General features: G+C 71.1%; 15 protein-coding genes and 4 pseudogenes. 10 read left to right on the top strand and 9 right to left on the bottom strand.

From position 1 onward, the window contains the following. Nucleotides 1–24 precede the first annotated feature (24 nt). Both ABT057_RS16295 and ABT057_RS16290 read left to right on the top strand, forming a co-directional pair. Nucleotides 25–1,344, top strand: coding sequence for an MFS transporter (locus ABT057_RS16295; protein WP_352343637.1), 1,320 nt, complete (start codon nt 25–27; stop codon nt 1,342–1,344). After that, a pseudogene (locus ABT057_RS16290) lies at nt 1,287–1,466 on the top strand (IS5/IS1182 family transposase); the annotation flags it as partial. The gene ABT057_RS16295 and the pseudogene ABT057_RS16290, both read left to right, overlap by 58 nt. Here the strand turns inward: ABT057_RS16290 and ABT057_RS16285 are convergent. The 3 genes from ABT057_RS16285 to ABT057_RS16275 all read right to left on the bottom strand — a co-directional run bounded on the left by ABT057_RS16285 (nt 1,456) and on the right by ABT057_RS16275 (nt 5,291). Continuing rightward, nucleotides 1,456–2,091: a hypothetical protein gene (locus ABT057_RS16285; protein WP_352343636.1), complete on the bottom strand. Its 636-nt coding sequence runs from the start codon at nt 2,089–2,091 to the stop codon at nt 1,456–1,458. The pseudogene ABT057_RS16290 and the gene ABT057_RS16285 sit on opposite strands and share 11 nt — an antisense overlap. A 90-nt stretch (nt 2,092–2,181) precedes the next feature. After that, nucleotides 2,182–4,017, bottom strand: coding sequence for a glycoside hydrolase family 3 protein (locus tag ABT057_RS16280; RefSeq protein WP_352343635.1), 1,836 nt, complete (start codon nt 4,015–4,017; stop codon nt 2,182–2,184). Between the two features lie 368 nt (nt 4,018–4,385). Next, entirely contained in the window at nt 4,386–5,291 is a 906-nt protein-coding gene (locus tag ABT057_RS16275; RefSeq protein ID WP_352343708.1) for a LysR family transcriptional regulator, read from the bottom strand. A gap of 87 nt (nt 5,292–5,378) precedes the next feature. On the opposite strand from ABT057_RS16275, the gene ABT057_RS16270 reads away from it, so the two are divergent. The 3 genes from ABT057_RS16270 to ABT057_RS16260 all read left to right on the top strand — a co-directional run bounded on the left by ABT057_RS16270 (nt 5,379) and on the right by ABT057_RS16260 (nt 8,256). Continuing rightward, entirely contained in the window at nt 5,379–6,290 is a 912-nt protein-coding gene (locus tag ABT057_RS16270; protein ID WP_352343633.1) for an EamA family transporter, read from the top strand. 68 nt (nt 6,291–6,358) lie between these two features. Further along, the gene (aroA, locus tag ABT057_RS16265) at nt 6,359–7,594 is read left to right on the top strand and encodes a 3-phosphoshikimate 1-carboxyvinyltransferase (protein WP_352343632.1); all 1,236 of its coding nucleotides are present in this window, start codon (nt 6,359–6,361) and stop codon (nt 7,592–7,594) included. Next, complete coding sequence (locus ABT057_RS16260) at nt 7,591–8,256, top strand: GNAT family N-acetyltransferase (protein WP_352343631.1); 666 nt, start codon at nt 7,591–7,593, stop codon at nt 8,254–8,256. The genes aroA and ABT057_RS16260 overlap by 4 nt, the downstream gene beginning before the upstream one ends. Nucleotides 8,257–8,266: 10 nt before the next feature. On the opposite strand, the gene ABT057_RS16255 is transcribed toward ABT057_RS16260, so the two are convergent. Next, nucleotides 8,267–9,061 carry a sugar phosphate isomerase/epimerase family protein gene (locus ABT057_RS16255; protein ID WP_352343629.1) on the bottom strand — a complete coding sequence of 265 codons (795 nt, stop codon included), beginning with the start codon at nt 9,059–9,061 and terminating at the stop codon, nt 8,267–8,269. Further along, nucleotides 9,058–9,999 (bottom strand): bifunctional helix-turn-helix transcriptional regulator/GNAT family N-acetyltransferase, encoded by a 942-nt coding sequence (locus ABT057_RS16250; RefSeq protein ID WP_352343628.1) that lies wholly within the window; start codon nt 9,997–9,999, stop codon nt 9,058–9,060. Before ABT057_RS16250 ends, ABT057_RS16255 begins: the two co-directional genes overlap by 4 nt. Before the next feature lie 176 nt (nt 10,000–10,175). On the opposite strand from ABT057_RS16250, the pseudogene ABT057_RS16245 reads away from it, so the two are divergent. Next, a pseudogene (locus tag ABT057_RS16245) lies at nt 10,176–10,595 on the top strand (DUF4158 domain-containing protein); the annotation flags it as partial. 104 nt (nt 10,596–10,699) lie between these two features. On the opposite strand, the pseudogene ABT057_RS16240 reads toward ABT057_RS16245, so the two are convergent. From ABT057_RS16240 to ABT057_RS16230, 3 genes and pseudogenes are all read right to left on the bottom strand, one after another. Then, nucleotides 10,700–10,843: pseudogene (locus ABT057_RS16240) on the bottom strand (transposase); the annotation flags it as partial. Nucleotides 10,844–11,469: 626 nt separating this feature from the next. Continuing rightward, nucleotides 11,470–12,138, bottom strand: coding sequence for a transposase (locus ABT057_RS16235; protein ID WP_352343627.1), 669 nt, complete (start codon nt 12,136–12,138; stop codon nt 11,470–11,472). A gap of 252 nt (nt 12,139–12,390) precedes the next feature. Continuing rightward, nucleotides 12,391–13,053: a hypothetical protein gene (locus ABT057_RS16230; protein ID WP_352343626.1), complete on the bottom strand. Its 663-nt coding sequence runs from the start codon at nt 13,051–13,053 to the stop codon at nt 12,391–12,393. A gap of 705 nt (nt 13,054–13,758) precedes the next feature. On the opposite strand from ABT057_RS16230, the pseudogene ABT057_RS16225 reads away from it, so the two are divergent. After that, nucleotides 13,759–13,857, top strand: a pseudogene (locus ABT057_RS16225) (AraC family transcriptional regulator); the annotation flags it as partial. 472 nt (nt 13,858–14,329) lie between these two features. After that, nucleotides 14,330–15,292, top strand: coding sequence for a tyrosine-type recombinase/integrase (locus ABT057_RS16220; RefSeq protein ID WP_352343624.1), 963 nt, complete (start codon nt 14,330–14,332; stop codon nt 15,290–15,292). A 206-nt stretch (nt 15,293–15,498) separates the two neighbouring features. Here ABT057_RS16220 and ABT057_RS16215 read toward each other — a convergent pair whose 3' ends face one another. Then, nucleotides 15,499–16,545 carry a LacI family DNA-binding transcriptional regulator gene (locus ABT057_RS16215; protein ID WP_352343623.1) on the bottom strand — a complete coding sequence of 349 codons (1,047 nt, stop codon included), beginning with the start codon at nt 16,543–16,545 and terminating at the stop codon, nt 15,499–15,501. Nucleotides 16,546–16,938: 393 nt separating this feature from the next. Here ABT057_RS16215 and ABT057_RS16210 point away from each other — a divergent pair, with 393 nt between their 5' ends. Together ABT057_RS16210 and ABT057_RS16205 are read left to right on the top strand one after the other, a co-directional pair. Then, the gene (locus ABT057_RS16210; protein WP_352343622.1) at nt 16,939–18,090 is read left to right on the top strand and encodes a Gfo/Idh/MocA family protein; all 1,152 of its coding nucleotides are present in this window, start codon (nt 16,939–16,941) and stop codon (nt 18,088–18,090) included. After that, on the top strand, nt 18,087–19,241 hold the full coding sequence (locus ABT057_RS16205; protein WP_352343621.1) for a dihydrodipicolinate synthase family protein: 1,155 nt from the start codon (nt 18,087–18,089) through the stop codon (nt 19,239–19,241). The genes ABT057_RS16210 and ABT057_RS16205 overlap by 4 nt, the downstream gene beginning before the upstream one ends. Nucleotides 19,242–19,262: the final 21 nt, after the last annotated feature.

Genomic DNA, 19,262 nt, shown 5'->3' with positions numbered 1-19,262 from the left:
CGGAGTCACCAGGGAGCCCGCAGCATGACCGGCACCACGGAGGCCCTTGGCGGGTCGGCCGCAGTCGACAATGCAGCACGCAGGGTCACGCGCCCGTTCTACGTGTACGCCGTGCTCGCCAACGCGCTGTTCCAGCGGGGCGTATTCGTCCTCTTCCTTCAGCAGCGAGGTTTCTCCGCCGGGCAAGTGGCCCTACTGCAGACACTGCTCTACCTGGTCAGCGGACTCGCGGAGTTGCCGACGGGAGTCATCGCCGACCGAATCGGCAGGCGTGCCGCCATCGTGATCGGCCAGATGCTGACAGCCGGATGTCTGCTCGGCCAGGGCACGTTCTCCAACTACTGGGTGTTCCTGGCGCTGTTCATCGGGCAGGGCGTGGGCATGGCATGTGTGTCCGGCTCGGACACCGCTCTGCTGTACGACCTGCTCGTGCGTCGTGGTGCAACGGCCGACTACGTCAAGATCAAGTCCCGGTTCACCATGCTCGGGACGGTCACCTCGGGAGCCGCCATCGTCCTCGGCGGCCAACTGCAGCAGATCTCCTGGGGAGTCGTCTACGTCGGTTCGGCGGCGTGCCTCGTCCTGGCCGTGGTGGTGCTGATGTCACGGGTGCCCGAGATCCGCGGCGCGGACGCGGTGGACGAGCAGGACGGAGCCGGGGAGCACGGCGACGCCACAGCATGGCGGGCGATGCTTCGGGTCGCCACGCCGGCGCTCCTGACGCTTGTCGTGGTGTCCGGACTGATGCATGCGACTTTGACGCCGTACATCATCTTCGCGCAGAAGACCCTCTCCGATCAGGGAGCGGGCACCGCATTGGTCAGCGTGGTCGTATCGGCGGGATTCCTCGCCGGCGGGCTCACTCCGCTGCTGTCGGACCGCGCGGGCCGGCGCATCGGGTACCGGGTCATGGTCCCGGTGTCCCTCCTGACGCTCGCCGCGGCACTCGGCCTGAGCGGCCTCGGCCTTGTCCGGGTCACCATCGCCGCGTTCCTGGTCCTGGTCGGGATTCCCGAGATCACCGCGGTGATCGTGGACAACGTGTTCAACGAGGCCGTGCCGTCGCGCCACCGGGCGAGCCTGCTGTCGATGATCGCGTTCGTGGAGTCGGCGCTCATCGGCATCGGCTATCTCGTCCTCGGCGCGCTCATGGACGGGCTGGGCTCCAGTGCGGGCATGGCCACCTACGCCGCGGTCCCCCTGCTGGCATGTCTCCTGTGGCTCCCGGTGCTCTTCCGAGGGGCACGGGTGACCACCGGGATCGAGAAGCCCGCCGACCAAAAGGCGACGACTGCAAGGCGTGGACCGAGTCAGGCGCCGAAGCCGCTGTCGGACGAACACTGACGATTGCCGACGGCGGGAATTGCCTGCGGAAGATCCTCCGCGACTGCCGTCTCGAAGGCGACGGTGTCCACCACGCCATGCTCGGCATCGCTCGCCTGCACGACCTTGCTCTCACCGGGTAAGCGAGGACGGATCTCGGGCAGGCCGGCCTGCGGCCGGCAGCGGGGGCGGCGTGTGCCGGGGCCACGGTGCGCCGACCTGTTCCGACGCGGCGGACCGGAACGCTTCGGCCAGGACGCTTCCCGGATACGTGCCGAACACCGGGTACTTCCAGCGGTAGTAGCAGTCCCAGTAGCTCACCACGCGCCGTTCCGTCCGAGCGAAGAACGAAGGGTTGCGGACGATGAACTCCCCATACAGGCCACGCGCGAAGGAGTTGGGGACATCGAGGCCGGGGAGTTCCTTGCGGATCGCTTCCAGGATCTCCACGACGTACTCGCCGGCCAGCTGCACCACAAACGGGACCACCCACGGCTCGCTTGAAGCCACGATCCGTTCGAGACGGCGCTGGCGAACCCTGCCGTCACTGTGCCGGGAGTACAGACAATGCAAGATCAGCTGCTGAGCCCCGGTGAGGGAACCTTCCATGCCAGTTTCCGGCTCGCCGTGGTAGATCCGTGAGGGGATGGTGACCGTCTCGTCCTGTACCTCGACGCGGAACGGCTCAACCGGCGAGATCGCGGCGACGGGCATGACGGCCAGAACGCTCCGCACGTCCCCGGCAAGCCGAGACGGGAACGCCGCCATCAGGACATCAGAACCATTCGGCAAAGCCCGAGACCGCCGCACAGCTCCAGGGTAGGCGGGTGGCTTCCGAACCCCTGGGCCGCCCGCCCCTCACGACCGTGCACCAGAGCCATCCCCTGCCGTCACGGGACAGCCCTTGGTACCGCAGGGCTGATACCCCAGGCCGTGCCCGACCGGGTACAGCACCCGGGCCGGGTCGTCCGCGCGCGGCACCGCCACCGGGAGCCGTCCCCGGGGCCGTACCGTTCCGGCGATCACCCGGGCGGCGGCGAGCAGTTCGACGTCGGTCCAGGAGTAGGCGGCGAGGCAGGCCCGGGCGGAGGGCAGGTGGGCAACGTCGTACGGGTTGCGGACCGCCACCGCGACCACCGGCCGCCCGGTCGCCGCGAGCCGCTCCACGAGGGTGCGCTGCGGGCTGGTGGCGGTGACGTTGTACGTCGTCACCAGCACGGCGTCCGCCTCGCCCGCCGCCGCGACTGCCCGCCCGATCGCCGCGTCGGACGGTTCCGTGCCCGTGGACAGGGCGGTGGCCGTGAACCCGAGGCCGGTGAGCGCGGTGGCGAGTACCCCGGTCGGCGGCCCGGTCGTACCGGAGGGGGAGGCCGGGTCGGCGCCCACGACCAGCAGGCGGGGGTGCGTGCGGGGGGAGAGGGGCAGCAGTGGGCCCTCGTCGACGATCAGGGTCGTCGTCCGCTCGGAGATCCGCTCGGCGAGCGCGAGATGCTCGGGCCGTCCGACGATCCGCCCGACGGCGCCAGGATCGACGTACGGCTCGGCGAGCAGCCCCAGCTTCTCCTTCAGCCGCAGAATCCGCAGCACGGACGCATCGAGCCGCTCCTCGCTGATCTCTCCTTCCTTCACGGCACTCAGCACGGCGTTCCAGGCGACGGCGAGGTCGGGCGGGTCGAGGAGCTGATCGGCCCCGGCCTTGAGCGCGAGCACCGGCACCCGCTCGTCGCCGTACTTGGTCCGCACCCCGGCCATGTTCAGCGCATCGGTGACCACGACCCCGTCGAAGCCGAGGCGTTCGCGCAGGATGCCGGTGAGGATGGGGCGGGAGAGGGTGGCGGGGTCGCCCGAGTCGTCGAGGGCGGGGACGAGGAGATGCCCGGTCATCACGGAGTCGACGCCGGCCGCGATCGCCGCCCGGAAGGGTACGGCGTCCAGCCGCTCCCACTCGTCCCGGCTGTGGGTGATGACGGGGAAGCCGGTGTGGCTGTCGACGGCGGTGTCGCCGTGCCCGGGGAAGTGCTTGACGGTGGCGGCGACCCCGGCCTCCTGACAGCCCGCGACCTCCTCGGCGACCAGGCCCGCCACCGCCTCCGGGTCGGCGCCGAACGAACGCACGCCGATGACGGGATTGGCCGGATTGACGTTCACATCGGCCACGGGGGAGTAGTTCTGCCGGATCCCCATCGCCCGCAGCTCACGTCCGGCGATCAGCCCGAGGGCGCGGGCGTCGGCGCGCGAGCCTCCCGCCCCCACGGCCATCGCGCCGGGAAAGAGGGTCGCGGGCCGGCCGATCCGGCACACGATCCCGTGCTCCTGATCCGTGGAGATCAGCACGGGCAGACCGCGGGGGAGGGCGAGCGAGGCCCGCTGGATGCCGTCGGAGAGCTCGGCGATCTGGCGCGGGTCGCGGGTGTTGTGCGCCCAGCTGAAGTAGATGATCCCGCCCGGCCGGTACCGCTCGACCAGTTCGGCGGCGGTACGGACGCCGAGCTCCGTCAGGTTGGCGTCGGCGTCGGCCTGGTCGGGCGCGGTCGCGGAGCGCCCGTACACCCGCGCGACGAAGAGCTGGCCGACCTTCTCCTCGAGCGTCATCCGGCTCAGAAGGGCCGACGGGTCGTGGTCGTCCGCCCGCGCCGTGCCGCCGACGGTGAGGGCGGCCGCGGTGGCGGCGAGGACGGCGCGTCGGGAGGGCATGCGCGCTCTCCTTCCGGAGGGGCGGACCGGTGCTTCCTGGTGCTTCCGGTGGCGCACGCTACCCGCGAAGGGGGACGCCACCGGCGCATTGAAGGGGGCGCGCCGATGACGGCAACACCGTCGGCCCCGGTGCGGCGGAGAGGGCGGGCCGGCGATCGCAGCCGGCGGCGAGGGCCGACACCGCACCGAGAACACTCTTCCGACGGCTTTGGGATTTCATGGAAGAGCCCGGCCTGCATGCGTGTTCACCCCGAACCCTCGTGGCCACGTCCGCGCACGCGTCGAGGCCTGTGCCGATCTCGGGCAGCTCACCGTGTGCTCCGGGCGCGCGGTGCACGCCACCGTCGCCGACGACCTCTTCGTGCAGGTCAGCCGGAGACCCTCGGCCAGCACTCCCGCAGCACCCGTACCGTCTCCGCGATCGCCAGGCGGCGGGACGCGCCCTCGCGCCACAGGGCGTACAGGCGGCGGACGGGGACCGGGTCGAGCGGGACCTCCACCACCCCCGGCGGGAGCGGGCCGCGGCCCAGGCGGGGGATGAGGGCGACGCCCAGGCCCGCCGCGACCAGGGCGACGAGGGTCGGGTTCTCGTCGGCCGTGTGGACGACGTCCGGCTCGTGGCCCGCCCCGCGCAGGGTGCGCAGCAGCCAGTCGTGGCAGACCCGGCCGGGCGGCTGGCAGATCCAGCGTTCGCCGCCCAGTTCCTCCCGCCGGACCGCCGTACGGCCCGCGAAGAGATGGCCGGCCGGGACCAGCAGGTCGCACTCGTCGTCGCCGATCATCGCGTGCTCCACGCCCGCCGGGGCGGGCAGCGGGGCGATGTCCCAGTCGTGGGCCACGGCGAGGTCCACGGCGCCCTTCGCCACCAGGTCCACCGACAGATGCGGGTCGATCTCGCTGAGCCGCGCGTCCAGGGCGGGGTGGGCGCGGGCCAGTTCGGCGAGGGCGGAGGGGAGCAGGCCGCGGGCGGCGGACGGGAACGCCGCGATCGTCAGACGGCCGGACGGCACCCCGCGCCGCTCCTCGAGCTCCGTCTCCGCGCGTTCGACGATCGCCAGCAACTCCTTCGCCGCGGCGACGAGTTGGAGCGCCTCGTCGGTGAGGCGGACGCCCCGGCCCTCGCGCTCGAGGAGCACTGTCTTCGTCTCCCGTTCCAGCTTGGCGAGCTGCTGGGAGACGGCGGACGGGGTGTAGCCGAGCGCGGCGGCGGCCGCCCCGACCGTGCCGTGGACGGAGACGGCGTGCAGGGCGCGCAAGCGCTGGAGATCGAGCACCATGCCTCCCATCGGTAGCGTTGCTTCATCCAATCATGCAGCAATCATCGCTGGTGCTTCACGATGGGCGCGGGTGATCCTCGATCCATGCGACCCGCCCACCTCGCCCTCGCCGTCCTCGTCGCCGCCGTCTGGGGTGTCAACTTCACCGTCATCGAGATCGGTCTCGGCCACTTCCCGCCCCTCCTCTTCTCCGCCCTGCGCTTCCTCGTGGCCGCCCTGCCCGCCGTCTTCCTCGTCGGCCGGCCGAAGGTCGCGTGGAAGTGGATCGTGGGGGTGGGACTGGTGCTCGGGGTCGCGAAGTTCGGTCTTCTCTTCGTCGGGATGGACGCCGGGATGCCGGCCGGACTGTCCTCCCTCGTCCTCCAGATCCAGTCCGTGTTCACGGCCGCCGTGGCCTTCGCCGTACTCGGTGAGCGGCCCACCCGGCTGCGGCTGGCGGGGATGGCCGTCGCCCTCGCGGGGATAGGCGTGGCGGCCGTGGACGAAGGGGCCTCCGGGCCGCTCGGCGCCTTCGCGATGGTCATCGCGGCAGCGGCCTGCTGGGGCGTCTCCAACGTCCTCACCCGCAAGGCGTCCCCGCCCGACGCGCTGAACTTCATGGTGTGGGTGAGTACGGTCCCGGTGCTGCCGCTCCTCGGCCTGTCGCTCCTCACGGAGGGCCCGGACAGGGACCTGGAAGCCCTCCGGAATCTCGACTGGCAGGGCGCCGGCACGGTCGTCTACGTCGCCTGGGTCACGACGGTCTTCGGGTTCGGGGCGTGGGGGTGGCTGCTGCGGCGCCATCCGGCGTCGACCGTGGCGCCCTTCTCCCTCCTGGTCCCGGTCTTCGGGATGTCGTCCGCCGCCCTGTTCCTGGGCGAGTCGATCAGCGGTCTGCGCTGGTGCGCGGCGGCCCTGCTGGTCGGAGGGGTGGCGCTCACGTCGTTGGCGCCCGCGCGCACCTCGCGGCAAGCCGCTCCGGAACCGGCGGCGCTCACCCCGTCCCCCGTCCCGTAACCGGCCCGCCCCGTCCATTTCGTGGACCTGCCCGCATCCGGCGGGTCCGGCGCGAGATCATGAGGGGCATGCCCCTTGTCGCCATTCCCGGTTCCAAGTCCATCACCGCCCGCGCCCTGTTCCTCGCGGCGGCCGCCGACGGGGTCACCACCCTTCAGCGGCCGCTGCGTTCCGACGACACCGAGGGCTTCGCGGAGGGACTGGCCCGGCTCGGGTACCGGGTCGGCCGGACCCCGGACGCCTGGCAGGTGGACGGCCGTCCGCAGGGACCCGCGGTCGCCGAGGCCGACGTCTACTGCCGGGACGGCGCCACCACCGCCCGCTTCCTGCCCACCCTCGCCGCGGCCGGCCACGGGACCTACCGTTTCGACGCCTCACCGCAGATGCGCCGCCGCCCCCTGCTCCCGCTCACCCGCGCCCTGCGCGACCTGGGCGTGGACCTGCGGCACGAGGAGGCGGAGGGCCACCACCCGCTCACCGTCACGGCGAACGGCGTCCAGGGCGGTGCCGTGACGCTGGACGCCGGCCAGTCCTCCCAGTACCTCACCGCTCTCCTCCTGCTCGGCCCGCTCACCCGCACCGGCCTGCGCATCACCGTCACCGACCTGGTCTCGGCGCCGTACGTGGAGATCACGATCGCGATGATGCGGTCGTTCGGCGTGGAGGTGACCAGGGAGGGGACCACGTACGTCGTCCCGCCCGGCGGCTACCGCGCCACCACGTACGCGATCGAACCCGACGCCTCCACCTCGAGCTACTTCTTCGCGGCCGCCGCGCTCACCGGCGGCGAGGTGACCGTGCCGGGCCTCGGCGAGGGCGCGCTCCAGGGCGACCTGGGCTTCGTGGAGGTGCTGCGGCGGATGGGCGCCCGGGTGGACATCGGCGCGGACCGTACGACCGTGCGCGGCACCGGCGAACTCCGCGGCCTCACCGTCAACATGCGGGACATCTCCGACACCATGCCGACCCTCGCCGCCCTCGCGCCCTTCGCCTCCGGGCCCGTACGCATCGAGGACGTCGCCAACACGCGCGTGAAGGAGTGCGACCGGCTGGAGGCCTGCGCGGAGAACCTGCGGCGGCTGGGCATCGGCGTCGCCACCGGTCCCGACTGGATCGAGATCCGGCCCGGCACCCCCGAGGGCACCGACATCAAGACCTACGGCGACCACCGCATCGCCATGTCCTTCGCGGTGACCGCCCTGCGCACCCCCGGAATCTCGTTCGACGACCCCGGCTGCGTCCGCAAGACTTTCCCCGGGTTCCACGAGGCGTTCGCGGAGTTGCGGAAGGACTTGACCGGGTGACGTTCACACTGCGAGGGCCGGTTCTCGAGGGCGAGTTGGTGCGTCTGGAGCCGCTGGAGCGGCGGCACGCCGCCGAGTTGGCGGCGGCGGCGGAGGAGGACCGGGGGACGTACGCGTTCACCTGGGTGCCGAGGGCCGACGAGATCGACACCTACCTGGACGCCCAGTTCGCCCGCGCCGCCACCGGCCGGCTCGCGCCCTACGCCCAGGTGTCCGTCGCCTCGGGACGGGCGGTCGGCGCCACCTCGTACTGGGAACCGCGCACCTGGCGGACCGACGACCGGCTCGACGCCGTCGAGGTCGGCTTCACCTGGCTCGCCGCCTCCGCCCAGGGCACGGGGGTGAACGCCGAGGCCAAGCTCCTCCTCTTCCGGCACGCCTTCGAGGAGTGGGGCGTCTCCCGCGTCGACCTGAAGACCGACGCCCGCAACGCCCGCTCCCGCGCGGCCATCGAGAGCGTGGGCGCCCGCTTCGAGGGCGTCCTGCGCAACTGGTCCCGCTCCTGGGCCCCCGGCGAGGACGGCCGCCTCCGCGACTCCGCGATCTTCTCGATCACGGCCGACGAGTGGCCGGAGCGGCGGGCGCTGCTGGAGAAGCGGGTGGCACGCTTCCTGCCGGGTGTCACGACGTCCGCGCGCGACCGTGGACCGGGTGGTTCGTGAGAGCGCGGCTTCACGCCGAATCGTTGAGCAGCCGCCCCAGGTGCTCGCGGCCCCGCGCCAGCAGCCCCGGCAGCGGGGCCGCCTTCTCGTACCAGCGCTTCTCGTACTCCCAGCACAGCCACCCGTCCCACCCGTGCCGGGTCAGTACCTCCACGCACTCGGCCAGCGGCAGGACTCCGGCGCCCAGCGCCAGCGGCGTGGTGTCCTCGGCCGAGGAGATGTCCTTGACCTGCACGTATCCGAGATACGGGAATAGCGCCGCGTACGTGTCCTGAGGCTGCTCACCGCCCAGCCAGGTGTGCATCACGTCCCACAGGGCACCGACGTGCCGGTGCCCGACCGGGCCGAGGATCCGGATGGCGTCGGCACCGGTGCGGTGCGAGTCGTGGGTCTCCAGCAGGACGCGTACGTCGCGCTCGGCGGCGTACAGCGCGACCGTGCCCAGCCTGCGCGCGGCGACGGCGTCGGCATCCGTCTGCCCCTCCGCGCCGCCGGGGAAGACGCGGACGTACGACGCCCCGAGGTCGACGGCGAGGTCGATCAGCGTCCTGACCTCCTCGACGACCGCCGCGTCGTCGCCGGGAGCCGCGACCCGCGCGTACCCGGCGATCCCGAGCACCTCCACCCCGCCGGCCTGGAACGCGGTGGCCGCGGCGGCGCGTTCCTCCGGTCCGATGCCGGGATGGACCGGCTCCTCCGGATGGGCGCGCAGTTCGACGCCGTGGTAGCCGTGCCCGGAGGCGAGCGCCACTACCTCCGCTACGGACAGTCCGGGCACACCGAGGGTGGAGAAGGCGAGTTTCATGTCTCGGACCCTACTTGCCGTAGCGCGAGCCGCCAGTCCTGGCCGTTCAGGTCCTTGCCGAAGGAGTGGTGGGGCCGCTCGGCGGTGAGCGTGAACCCGTGGCGCCGGTAGATGTGGCGGGCGGTGGCGAGGATGTCGTTGGTCCACAGGACGAGGTCGTCGTAGCCGGCCTCGCGCGCGAAGTCGACGACCGCGCCGACCAGCCGGTCCCCGATGCCGAGCCCCCGCGCCTCCGGCTCGACGAGCAGCAGCCGCAGCCGGGCGGTGCCGGGCGCCTCGTCCCGTACGCACATCACACAGCCGACCGCCCGTCCGTCCAGCTCGGCGATCCACACCCGCTCGAGGTTCGGGTCGTGGTCCTCGGCGTACTCGCCGACGATCCGGGCGACCAGTCCCTCGTACGTCACGTCGAACCCGTGCTCGGCGGTGTAGAGCGCGGCGTTGCGCTGCACGATCCAGCCGAGGTCACCGGGCTGCGGCCCGCGGAGGACGACGTCGTCGGGTGTCCTCGGACGCTTCTCCAGCAGGTCGCGCATGGCCCGCATGGCCTCGGCGAGCCGCGCCCGGTCGGCGGGGGCGACGCTCTCCAGCAGTTCCCCCGTGCTTTCCTGGGCCCGCTCGTCGAGCAGCCCTGCGGCTTCCCGGCCACGCGCGGTGAGGGCGACCCGGCGCCGCCGCGAGTCCTCCTCGGACGGTGTCCGTTCCACCAGGCCGTCCTGCTCGAACCGGTTCAGGATCCGGCTCAGATAGCCCGAGTCCAGCGAGAGCGCGGCCCGCAGATCGGCCGCGTCGGTTCGCGGGGCGTGCGCGAGTTCGTACAGGACGCGGGACTCGGTGAGGCTGTAGGGGGCGTAGAGGCGGCGGCCGTAGTCGAGGGCGCCGATGACGTTCGTGTAGAAGCGGTTGAAGGCGCGGAACTCCTGGACGGTGACTGTCAAGACCGACTCCGATCCCCTCGCGGCGATCTCTGACTCAGTCAGAGATTTTTCTCCGCGAGCCTAGCCCGCGTGGCCCGCCCGCCTCCAGAGGGTGTGACCGAGATACGCGCCAAAGGGGCAACGGGATGATCTTGGAGCCCTGAGCGCCCGTCGCCCACTCAGTGTCGTTGGTGGTGATGTTGAACGTCGTCTGGGGCCTGGGATGGGTTGTGACATCGATTGAACGGACCGCGTATCCGCGGTTCAAGCGGCTGATCACCGCGCATGAGCTGCATCTGTTCTTCTCCCCGAGCCGCGATGAGCTGGAGTGGGCCGCCGATGCCACGGACTGCGATGAGCATCTGCTGGCGCTGCTGCTGATGCTGAAGTCGTACCGGCGCATGGGGTGTTTCCCGGCGCTGGAGGACGTCCCGGAGATGGTGGTGGACTTCCTCCAGCGTGCGGTGGAGCTGCCGGAGGGCACTCTGCCGGTGTACCGGGCGGAGCGGACCGCCAAGCACCACCGGGGCTTGGTCCGCAAGCAGGCCGGCGTGACATACGACCAGGCCAAGGCTCGGGGGATCGTCGAGCAGTCGATCCGCAAGGAGGCCGCGGCGAAGAACCGCCCGGCGGATCTGATCAACATCGCGCTGGAGAAGGTGGTGGAGGCGCGGGTTCCGTACTTGGCTCGCCACTGCTCGTCGCCCTGCTGGAGGCGGGCATGGTCGAGGACTTCTTGCAGCTCGCGGGGTTGCAGGGAGAGGGTCGGGCCGCCGGTCTTCGAGCGGGTGCACTGGTCGCGCACCGGGCAGGGGCGGCATGTCGCCTTGTCGAACTTGATGACGATGGCCTTGGTGCCGCGCAGGGTGGCGGGGCTCCACCAGGTGCTGTTGTCCCCGCGCGGGCAGGTGGCCTGCCGCTTGTCCCAGTCGTGGTGAACGCGGTGCGGTCGAAACCGGCGCCGGCACGCGCCTGGGGTGAGCTGTTCATCAGGACCGGGGTGACCAGGGTGACCCCGAAGTTCTTCTTCATGCCCACGATCAACTCGGCGGAGGCGTAACCGGAATCGAGGAAGTGCTCGGTGGGCAGGAGGTCGCGGGCGGCGAGCATGTGATGGACCGGTTCGGTCATTTCCGCATCGGTCACTGTGGCGTCGGTGGTCGCGATGCTGGTGATCAAGCGCGGCAGCGGTCCGTCGGCCCCGGGAATCAGCGTCTGGCCGTCGGCATCCGGGTCCTGGTCATCGGCATCGTCGCAGGACTCACTGATGTGGATCTTGTAGCCGGTCCACCAGGAGCCCTGTTTGAGGCCGTAGCGCGCGTCGGTGTCGTACGGACAGGCCAGCCGCAGTCTGCCGGGCGGGAGGTCTTTGCTCTCCCGCCGCTTCACCTCCGCTCCGGCCTCGGCCACGGTGCGGTGGTAGTTCTGCACCCACATCGTGCGCAGACCTGCACCGGCTTCCACGAGCAAACGCGAGGAGATGGCCCTGGTCTACGGCCGGGACGGGTTTGCGCTGCTGGAGGCGGTGCATGCCCCTGATGCCCCGGCCTGGCTGCGCGAACTCCCAGCCGGCGGATGCCAGGAGTGAGTCCGTGGGCCGTAGCGTTCGGCCCATTCCCGAACGGGCACCGCCTGGGTCAGCCAGTCCGGGGCCGCGCAGGCCAGCGCCTCCAGCGTGGCCCGCAGTGTTTCCCCGGCCAGCTCCAGCCTGTTCAGGTCGCGTACCGCCGCCAGCACGCGGGTGGAGTCGGTGCGCTGCCTGCCTCCGGCCTTCACCAGGCCCCAGTCCTTGAGGGCGGTCAGCAGCAGGTCGAGCACCTTCTCCTCCATCCCGTGCTTGACCAGTCGCGTGCGGAACTCGGACAGTGCCGAGGCGTCGAACCCGGGATCATCCAGCTCCAGGCCGAGCGCGTACTTCAGGTCCATGCCGTACCGCACCCGATGCGCTGCCGCCCGGTCGGTGAGGTTCTCAGCGAACTGCAACACCGTCACCAGCGCCAGCTGGCCCGGTGACCAGCCCGGCCTCCCTCGGGTTCCGAACGCCTCGGCGAACTCGGCGTCCGCGAACAACTCGCCCAGCTCGTCACGGACCCGCATCGCCAACGGGTACGGGCCCCGTGCCGCCACCGCCGGCGCCACCTGCGCGGTCAGCTCAGGCACCTTCGGCCACGGCCTCGGCCGCATCGACATTCCACACCCCACCCGCGACCGGGAACGCCAAGACGGCCGCTGCTGTCCCAACCAACGAGCCGTCAGCCCCGCCGGGCACGGAGTAAGCCAGCAGGATCGGTGACAGAGTTCTTACCGGAACCCCTGGTCGGGGGCCGCTGGTCGTAGGCCTTGACGACACCGGGCCACCGGCTGCGGGGCGGCTCTGCCGCGACCGCGACGTGCCACGGCCGGCGGCCGGGATCAGGGCGTGTTCAGCCCGAAGGTCTGGTTGCTGGTGTTGGTGGCGCCTGGGCTGTGGATGTTGTTGTTGGTGGTGATGTTGTTGAACATCGGAATCACGCCGTTGAGGTTGATCGGGAGGATGGACCCACCACCCCCATTGCCCCCGCTGCCTCCGTCGTCGCAGTTGGGGCCTGGGATGTCGATCGTGTGGCTCGCCGAGGCCGTGACAACAAGGTCGGTCACGGTGGCTGTGTTGGTGACCGCGCAGGGCGTGTCGCTGGGGATGAACACGACGACGTCGACGACGTAGCTGTCGCCAGGTTCCATCTGGGAGGACCGGCAACCGAGCGACCGCCGGTCGGGTGCCTGAGGGACCACACCCTCACACCCAAACTCCTCGGTGGTGTAGCTGACGATGTGGACCTCTTGGTATCTGATGTCGGCCGGGAAAAACTCGTCCATGTAGGTGGGGCCATTGGTCGGTTCGTTACCGGAATTGCGGACCGTGATGCGATAGGTGCCCACTCCGCCTCGGGTGAACTCCCCTACATGAGTCTTCGTGATCTCCAGCTGTGCCTGCGCGTACGCGGGGGTGGCCCCTGCGGCGAAGGGAACTGCGACGCTCAGTCCCAGGACGGTACCGAGGGCGGCGAAGCGCCGCCTCAACGTGTGGATGGCCATCGTTGTCTCCTGCCGGGTGACTCACGCGGGACTTCTGCACACGCAGAAACGCGGCGGCAAACGGCCTGATCACGGGTGCGATGGCCACACCACTCGATTGCCACGTCCGGATGGCGTACCGCTGGACGGACGGTCACCCGTACGGCCGCGCACGGTGCCACACCCCGCCCGCCCGGTCCAGAAGCCGCCTGGGTCGACAGAAGGCCTGCCAGGGTCCACACGCAGCGCTCGGCATGGGGCCGATCAACGAAGCGCATGCGGCAAAGACGGGACCAGAACCTGCCGCTGGGTCATGCCGCAGACACGGGGCCCGGCAGGCCGCCGACCACGGCAACCCCAACGTCCTGGTCCCATGGGGCGAGCAACCGAAGGCGCTCAGCAGGCTGTGGCCATACGACCTGAACCCAGACGGTACGCCGACACCTCCATGGCAACCCTCGGTGCCCGCCCCGCTCAACCGACACGTACCGCCGCTCATGTCGTAGGAATGCCGTCGTTTGCGGCTGGTGACGATCCTGCTGGCTTATCCGCCTACGCGGCGAGGGAGAGGCCGAGGCGGGCAAGCTGGCCAACGCGGATGCGGTCGAGGGGATGAGCCCCGCCGGGCACGGAACAAGCCAGCAGGATCGTCACCAGCCGCAAGCGGCGGTGATCAGTCCTTGGATTGTGATCTTCCTGGGCTGGGCGGCTCGTACACTGATGAGAATGGAGGACCACACGGCCACTGGGATCGGTGCACGTCCGGCGCCCGTCTTGCGGCAGTACGTCGACTCGTATGTCGGCTTCGACCTCCGCGGACTCCCTGGTTCCGGCCGCCCGGCCAGTCGAATGCCATCTACCGCGCGGAGGTGGCATCCGATCCAGGCGGTCAACGCCTACGACATCCGGCTCGTCCGGCTGCGTGACCACCGCGAGGGCACCTGGGTCACGGTCCCGTGGCGGCTGCTGTCGTCGACCGCGACCCATTCGGCGAGCCGGTGGCTCTGTCGATGACGAGGAGCAGCGTTTCTCGGGCGGTTCGGGAGGCACTGCCCGTGCTGGATGTCGATGGCTTCGGGCAGCAGCTCGGTGCCGATCGGTAAGACGCCGTGTGCTGCTCGTCCGAGGCCCGGGACAAGAGCGCTGACTACGGGCGCAGGTTGCAGCCCTGTCCCGCCGTTGCCGAGTACCAGCAGGCGCCTTCCGCTCTGGCCCTGTTCTCGTAGAGCTACGACCAGATGGCGTGTAGCACTGCGTAATGCTCAGGGCTGCGGCAGTGCCGCAAGGGCGGGACGGCGTGACGATCGAACCGGTGACCGAACTCGGGAGCGGGGGCGCACTTCGGTTGCCGCGCGCTCGGGTCGTACCTCTGTCTGCCCCGCGCGCGTCGTACGACACGGCGGTCGAGCGGTACCTCACCGGTGCGGGCATCGCGGAGTCCTCCACGCGGATCTACCGGATCTCCCTCACGACGTGGGGATGGATGCTCGGGGGCGAACCGACGCCGACCGGACCCGCCCGCCGGGGCGCGAAGCCGCCCGTCTTCCCCGTCGCCGCGATCGACGACCCGGCGCTGCCGGAGGTCTTGGCCGAGCTGGCGGCGGCGCGGGCTGACGAGATGGACGCCGACACCGTCAACCGCGAACTGTCCATCGCCCGAAAGGCGATCGGCTGGTGGCAGCGCCAAGGCTGGATCGAAGGCGATCCCACGATCGGCATCGAGCGGCGGCCGGCACCGCCCGACCGCACCAAGGCTCTCGCGGAGAACCAGATCGCCGCCCTGTGGCGCCTCGACGTAGCGCTGCGGGAGAAGACCCAGTGGAAGATGCTCTACGAGTCCGCCGCACGGGCCGACGAGGTGCTGTGCCTCAACGTGGAAGACCTCTACCCGCAGGACAAGCGCGGCAGGATCACCGCCAAGGGCGGGGCGACCGAGTGGATTCACTGGCAGTCCGGCACCGCCCAGCTCCTGCCCCGACTCATCGCCCGCCGCACCCGCGGCCCGCTGTTCCTCACCGACCGCAAGGCCCCGGCCGGAACACCAACGCTCGACGTGTGCCCGGAGACCGGCCGGGCCCTGCACCGGCTCCGGCACAGTGCCCTCACGCACGACGCGGAGGACGGCACCTCCACCCCGATGCTGCCGGCCCGTTCCCGCCACGCCTCCGTCCGCTCCCTGGAGCGATACGCACGGCCCGGCGTCGACTCGGTCGCCCGGCACGTCGCCGAACGCGACCCCGCTGCACGCCGCCGCACGTAAATCCGAGCAGATCAGGGCTTCAAGATCATCCCGGGGCCCCTTTGACACGAATCTCGGCCACACCCCTCCAGCCCCCGGCGGCCGACAAGTCTCCGGGGCTCTGTACCTACTGGTATGTACAGGACCGGCGGAGGCCGTCCCCGTGGAGCGCCGGTCGGGGGGAGGGGAGCCGCTCGTCCGCGGCCCCGCCCCGTCACCAGCCGCCACTACCTGCGCGGCGCCCCCGAGGACCCCCGCACCATCAACTCGCCCCGCACCGTCGCGATCCCCCCGGGCGGCGGCTCCTCCCGCCCCATCGCGATCCGGCCGGCCCTCGCCCCCGCCTCCGCGAGCGGCAGCCGGACCGTCGTGAGCGAGGGCACCGCGTCGATGCTGAAGGGAAGGTCGTCGAAGCCGGCCACCGAGACGTCCTCCGGGATCCGCAGCCCGGACTCGCGCAGCGCCGCGCACGCGCCCACCGCGACGGAGTCGTTCGCCGCGACCACCGCGGTCAGCGTCGGGTCGCGGCGCAGCAGTTCGAGTGTGGCCTCGTAGCCCGCCCGCCGGTCGTAACGGCCGTGAACCGTCCAGCGGGGGTCCTCCTCGATGCCCGCCGAGGCGAGCGCCGCCCGGTGCCCCTCCAGCCGGTGCCGGGTCGTCGTCCGCTCCTCCGGGCCCGCGATGTAACCGAGCCGCCGGTGGCCGAGCCCGATCAGGTGCTCGGTCAACTCCCGCCCGCCGCCGCGGTTGTCGAAGGTCAGCGCGATCGCCGAGGTCTCCGGTGCCGGCGGCCGCCCGCACAGCACGACGCGCGTCCCGGCCTCCCCGAGCTTGCGGAGCTTCGCCGCCACGGCCGCCGCGTGCGGCTCGTTCTCCATGGCCCCGCCGGTCAGCACGACGGCGGCGGCCCGCTGGCGCTGCAGCAGGGTGAGGTAGGTCAGTTCACGTTCCGGCGAGCCTCCGGTGTTGCACACCACCGCCAGCCGCTCACCCCCGGCCCGGCCGCCGGGTCCCCCGATCTCCGACTGGATCGCGCTCGCCATGATCCCGAAGAACGGGTCGGCGATGTCGTTGACCAGGATTCCCACCAGGTCCGAGGTCGCCGCCGCCAGGGCGCTGGCGGGGCCGTTCAGCACGTAGTCCAGCTCGTCCACCGCCCGCAGCACCCGTTCGCGGGTGGAAGCGGCCACGGGGTAGTTCCCGTTCAGCACGCGCGACACCGTCGCGGGCGAGACCTGCGCGCGCGCCGCCACGTCCGCCAGGGTCACCGTCATCTCGTCGTCCTCCGGTCGCACATCTCGTCGTACGTAGCCGTGCGTCCTCGCACGCGTACGTCCTCGCACGCCGTACGGTCCTCGTACGCCGTCCGTCCTCGCACGGCGTACGTCTCCGTACGCCGTCCGTCCACGTGGCCTTGGTCGTCCACGCCCCGTTTCGTCCTCGTAGACAGACCGGCCGCGGTCACGGTTCCGGCGTGTCGTGCAGACCTTAAGGCCCAAGGCCCGGGTTGTTCGCCCCCTCGAACAACTCGGGATGGACACGGTCTTGTCCAGACCGGTGGTCAGAGGCTAGCTTCTTCTTGGATAGAAAGCGCTTGCTGTACCGCTGATCAGGAAGAGGCGTACGCGGCGCACAACAACCGCGTACTCGCCTTCGAAGGGGCCGACGTGACACGCAAGACGGTTCGTATCGCCATGAACGGCGTGACCGGGCGCATGGGCTACCGCCAGCACCTGGTCCGCTCCATCCTCGCCATCCGTGAGCAGGGCGGACTCGACCTCGGCGACGGCACCGTGCTGTGGCCGGAACCGATCCTCGTCGGCCGCCGAGAGCACGTGCTCAAGGCGCTCGCCGAGCAGCACGGCCTGGAGCACGTGTCCACCGACGTGGACGCCGTCCTCGCCGACCCGACCGTCGACATCTACTTCGACGCCCAGGTGACCTCCGCCCGCGAGGAGGCGATCAAGAAGGCGATCGCCGCCGGCAAGCACATCTACACGGAGAAGCCGACGGCCACCGGCCTGGACGGCGCCCTGGAGCTGGCCCGCCTCGCGCAGGAGAAGGGCATCAAGCACGGCGTCGTCCAGGACAAGCTTTTCCTCCCCGGCCTGCTCAAGCTGAAGCGCCTCATCGACGGCGGCTTCTTCGGCCGGATCCTGTCCGTCCGCGGCGAGTTCGGCTACTGGGTCTTCGAGGGCGACTGGCAGAGCGCCCAGCGCCCGTCGTGGAACTACCGCGCCGAGGACGGCGGCGGCATCGTGGTCGACATGTTCCCGCACTGGGAGTACGTCCTGCACGAGCTGTTCGGCCGGGTGAAGTCCGTCCAGGCCATCGCCACCACCCACATCCCGCAGCGCTGGGACGAGAACGACAAGCCCTACGACGCCACCGCCGACGACGCCGCCTACGGCATCTTCGAGCTCGACGGCGGCACGATCGCCCAGATCAACTCCTCCTGGGCCGTCCGCGTCAACCGCGACGAACTGGTCGAGTTCCAGGTCGACGGCACCGAGGGCTCGGCCGTCGCCGGCCTGCGCAACTGCCGCGTCCAGCACCGCTCCCTCACCCCCAAGCCGGTGTGGAACCCCGACATCCCGGCCACCTACTCCTTCCGCGACCAGTGGCAGGAGATCCCGGACAACCAGGACTTCGACAACGGCTTCAAGGCCCAGTGGGAACTGTTCCTCAAGCACGTCTACGCCGACGCGCCGTACCACTGGGACCTCCTCGCCGGCGCCCGTGGCGTCCAGCTGGCCGAGCTGGGCCTGAAGTCCTCGGCCGAGGGCCGCCGCCTCGACGTCCCGGAGATCTCGCTGTGACCATCCAACTGCCCGACCCCACGGGCGCGCTGAAGACGTACGAGCCCCGCACGGAGCCCCTCGCCCTCACCACGGGCGCCCCTTTCACCTCCCGTACGGTCTTCTCGGCGGCGCACGTCGTCGCCGACCCGTTCGCGGACGTGTCGCCCGACTCGCCCGCCGCCGTCGACTGGGACGCCACCCTCGCCTTCCGCCGCCACCTGTGGTCGCACGGGCTCGGCGTCGCCGAGGCGATGGACACCGCCCAGCGCGGCATGGGCCTGGACTGGGCGGGCGCGGCCGAGCTGATCCGCCGGTCGGCGGCGGAGGCGCGCGCCGTGGGCGGCCGTATCGCCTGCGGCGTGGGCACCGACCAGCTCACCGGCCCGGCGACCCTCGCCGAGGTCCGCGCGGCCTACGAGGAGCAGCTCGCGCTCGTCGAACAGTCGGGTGCCCAGGCGATCCTGATGGCCTCCCGCGCGCTCGCCGCGGCCGCCTCGGGCCCCGACGACTACCTGGACGTCTACGGCCACCTGCTCCGCCAGGCCTCCGACCCGGTGGTCCTGCACTGGCTGGGCCCGATGTTCGACCCGGCGCTCGAGGGCTACTGGGGCTCCTCCGGCCTCGACGCGGCGACCGAGGTGTTCTTGCAGGTCATCGCCGCCCACCCGGACAAGGTGGAGGGCATCAAGGTGTCGCTCCTCGACGCCCGGCGGGAGATCGACATCCGCCGCAGGCTGCCGCAGGGCGTCCGCTGCTACACGGGCGACGACTTCAACTACCCCGAGCTGATCGCGGGCGACGAGAAGGGCTTCAGCCACGCCCTGCTCGGCATCTTCGACCCGCTGGGCCCGCTGGCGGCGGAGGCGGTCCGCGTCCTCGACACGGGCGACACCGCCGGCTTCCGTGCCCTGCTCGACCCCACGGTCGAGCTCTCCCGCCACCTCTTCCAGCCCCCCACCCGTTTCTACAAGACGGGCGTGGTGTTCCTGGCCTGGCTGGCCGGCCACCAGTCGCACTTCACGATGGTCGGCGGGCTGCAGTCGGCCCGCTCCCTCCCGCACTTCGCCCGCGCCTACGAACTCGCCGACGGTCTGGGCCTGTTCCCCGACCCCAAGCTGGCCGAGGACCGTATGAAGACACTCCTCGCCCTCTACGGAGTGACGCAGTGACCGGCTCCCTCTCCCGCTTCA

It is taken from the genome of Streptomyces sp. NPDC002588, from assembly GCF_040295925.1.
Taxonomy (GTDB): Bacteria; Actinomycetota; Actinomycetes; order Streptomycetales; family Streptomycetaceae; genus Streptomyces.
The sequence above is the reverse complement of the archived record's forward strand: the minus strand, read 5'-3'. Positions and strand labels throughout refer to the sequence as shown.

What these genes read in the sequence shown, in the direction of transcription:
- ABT057_RS16255 (WP_352343629.1), bottom strand. Translation starts at nt 9,061, where the DNA reads ATGAAACTCGCCTTCTCCACCCTCGGTGTGCCCGGACTGTCCGTAGCG.
- ABT057_RS16230 (WP_352343626.1), bottom strand. Translation starts at nt 13,053, where the DNA reads ATGGCCATCCACACGTTGAGGCGGCGCTTCGCCGCCCTCGGTACCGTC.
- ABT057_RS16215 (WP_352343623.1), bottom strand. Translation starts at nt 16,545, where the DNA reads ATGACGGTGACCCTGGCGGACGTGGCGGCGCGCGCGCAGGTCTCGCCC.
- ABT057_RS16270 (WP_352343633.1), top strand. Translation starts at nt 5,379, where the DNA reads ATGCGACCCGCCCACCTCGCCCTCGCCGTCCTCGTCGCCGCCGTCTGG.
- ABT057_RS16285 (WP_352343636.1), bottom strand. Translation starts at nt 2,091, where the DNA reads ATGGCGGCGTTCCCGTCTCGGCTTGCCGGGGACGTGCGGAGCGTTCTG.
- aroA (WP_352343632.1), top strand. Translation starts at nt 6,359, where the DNA reads ATGCCCCTTGTCGCCATTCCCGGTTCCAAGTCCATCACCGCCCGCGCC.
- ABT057_RS16280 (WP_352343635.1), bottom strand. Translation starts at nt 4,017, where the DNA reads ATGCCCTCCCGACGCGCCGTCCTCGCCGCCACCGCGGCCGCCCTCACC.
- ABT057_RS16295 (WP_352343637.1), top strand. Translation starts at nt 25, where the DNA reads ATGACCGGCACCACGGAGGCCCTTGGCGGGTCGGCCGCAGTCGACAAT.